The sequence below is a fragment of the Coprobacter sp. genome (genome assembly GCF_982436375.1).
In genome coordinates this window covers 1-2,876 of the sequence record NZ_CEWDCG010000283.1, presented here as the reverse complement: position 1 = coordinate 2,876, position 2,876 = coordinate 1, and the positions used below count along the sequence as shown (strand labels likewise).

Here is a 2,876-nt window from a genome sequence, read left to right as displayed (position 1 = left end):
AGAATGCGAGGCAACAATCGGCTTCGTGCTGACTTCCAACGCATCATAAAAAGATTTTTCCGAAGCATGAGAAAGATCCACCATCATTCCTATCCGATTCATCTCTCGCACCACACTTTTCCCGAAATCACTCAATCCATTATGCTCAGGTTCACCGCTGGCAGAATCGCAAATGTCGTTATTCCCATTATGACACAGAGTCATATATACGACTCCCATATCCCTGAAACGAGACAAATTAGAAATATCTTTTCCGATAGCATACCCATTTTCAATCCCCAAGAAAATAGCCTTCTTCCCAGCTTGTTTCAACTCAATAAGATCTTTTCTTGAAAATGCCTGTCCGACCCTATCCTGATGTACGGAAATCTGGCGTTTCAATTCATTCAATATAGCATCAGCCTTTCGGGTAGCAGCTTCAAGAGCAACATCATCCCGTTCCTTCTGAGGCAAATAAGCCACCATACATTCCGCATCGATCTGTCCGTCTCTCATTTTAGACAAATCGACCTTCAAGCGTGTATCCCTAACCCCGATATCTATCTTTTCAGGGAAAAACATAGGAGTATCACAATGAGAATCTAATGAGACATGTCGAAGATGAAAATTTTTCGCTCGAGCATATATTTCCGCCTCTTTAACCAAATGAACAAACAAATTCAACATCTTCTTATTGCCGGCACACACCAAACCTTCAGGATGCCACTGCACACTAAAAATAGACGCTGTTTTAGACTCCATGCCTTCATTGACACCATCAGGCGCAACTGCGCTCTCGATAAATCCCGGAGCAATTTCCCACACCCCTTGATGATGAATAGAATTTACAGCTATACGTCCCTCACCGATCAATGAAGCCAACAAAGTATCCAGCTTTACGGTAACCGTATGCGACACGAATTCGCGGGGCTGTTTCTGAGAATGCTGAATGGCCTCTCCTAAATGTTGGCTCGGAATATCCTGATAATTTTTTCCTCCGAACACAGCATTAATCAACTGATGTCCTCTACAAATTCCAAAGATCGGAATTTGCCTTAAAGAAGCCATACGTAACACTGCAATCTCCCAACAATCCCGAGACAAATCCACATCTTGAAGTTTCGGATGAGGCTCTTCATTCAAAAACAAAGGTGAAATATCCCCTCCTCCTGTTAGAAGCAACCCGTCCAAACGAGCTACAATCCCCGACAACAAGGCAATATCATCACACAATGGAATAAGTACCGGGCTGCCGCCGGCCTGAATAACCGAATTTACATAAAGATTAGCGACACAAGAAGCCCCCTCTTTCGTATATGTAGTTATACCGATCAAAGTTTTTTTGGAATCCTCCGAACAACAAATCTCTTCATCTATTATTCTAAAAAGACTATCCAAATCGGTAGGATAATTTCCTTTTTCCATAAGTTAGGTTTTTAGAAACTGTTTTTAATTTATTTTGAGAAAATCTTTTGGCCTCTTTTTCTAAGAATATTCGGTTTCATAAGTCACAAACACCGAAGTCTTCTCAAACAATGAAACAAAAAGAAGGAAAAGAACCGAAAACAGACCGAAAGATAATATTTCTTTTCCAATAAATTAAAAGCCTGCCTCTATTTTCCGATGCAGAAAATAATATCAAGTCATTTTTACATTTTCTCTCGGGCTGTTTTCTCGTTTTCGCTCGTCAGGTAACCCTCTATTATCCTCATAAAAACGACAAAACATACTCAAAAGAAAGTATCCGAAATAAATCTTCAAAAAGAATGGCAATCCGACAAAGAACTCTTCTACGATATAAAAACCTTTTCTAAGCAATGCGAGGCGACTCATATGATGAGTCGCCTCGCATCAGCTAATTGTTATGTTATGACTAATCTGTTTCTTATCAAAGAGCATTTTCCCGGATCAAATACTCGGCAATCTGTACAGCGTTCAGTGCAGCACCTTTCTTTATCTGATCACTCACAGTCCAAAATGTCAACCCGTTCGGATTAGCAAGATCCTCACGCACACGACCGACATACACAGGATCTTTTCCAGCAATATCGAGCGGCATAGGATATATCTTGTTTGCAAGATCATCCATTAAAACAACGCCCTCCGCTTTAGAAAATGCCTCACGTGCCTCAGCAACCGAAATAGGACGCTCGGTTTCTACCCAAATAGACTCTGAATGAGCACGCATAACCGGAACACGTACGCACATAGCACTCACTTTCACATCTGAATGCATAATTTTCCGCGTCTCGTTGTACATTTTCATCTCCTCCTTCGTATACAATGTATCGGTAAACACATCTACCTGAGGAATTACGTTATATGCCAACTGATAATAAAATTTCTCTATCGTCGGTTTATCTCCCTTCATCAACTCTTCATATTGATGAACCAACTCTGCCATTGCCGATGCTCCAGCACCGCTGGCAGCCTGATACGTAGCTACATGTACGGCCTTTATATGAGACAAATCCTCGATAGCTTTCAATGCTACAACCATCTGAATTGTCGTACAATTCGGATTAGCAATTACTCCTCGAGGACGAATTTTTGCATCCGGCCCATTCACCTCCGGAACTACCAAAGGCACATCGTCATCCATACGAAAAGCGCTCGAGTTATCGATCATCACAGCTCCATATTTCGTAATCGTCGATTCAAACTCTTTTGATGTTCCTGCACCGGCAGAAGTAAAAGCAATGTCCACGCCTTTAAAATCGTCATTATGCTTCAGCTCCTTCACTACAATTTTTTTATTCCGGAAAACATATTCAGATCCGGCACTACGAGAAGAGCCGAACAACAACAATTCATCTACCGGAAAATTTCTTTCGTCCAATACACGGAGAAACTCCTGGCCTACCGCACCGCTTGCACCAACAATAGCTACTTTCATT

The 2,876-nt window shown here is 41.5% G+C and carries 2 protein-coding genes; both read right to left on the bottom strand.

The annotated features are described in order from the left end of the window. The coding region (locus AC1WHX_RS11640) for a gamma-glutamyl-gamma-aminobutyrate hydrolase family protein (RefSeq protein WP_481229422.1) at positions 1–1,404 on the bottom strand (1,404 nt) is incomplete at its 3' end. Positions 1,405–1,867: 463 nt separating this feature from the next. After that, positions 1,868–2,875, bottom strand: a complete 1,008-nt coding sequence (locus AC1WHX_RS11635; protein ID WP_302545298.1) for an aspartate-semialdehyde dehydrogenase — start codon at positions 2,873–2,875, stop codon at positions 1,868–1,870. Position 2,876 lies beyond the last annotated feature (1 nt).

Excerpts from the sequence above, each read along its gene's own strand:
- AC1WHX_RS11635 (WP_302545298.1), bottom strand. The coding sequence starts at position 2,875 with ATGAAAGTAGCTATTGTTGGTGCAAGCGGTGCGGTAGGCCAGGAGTTT.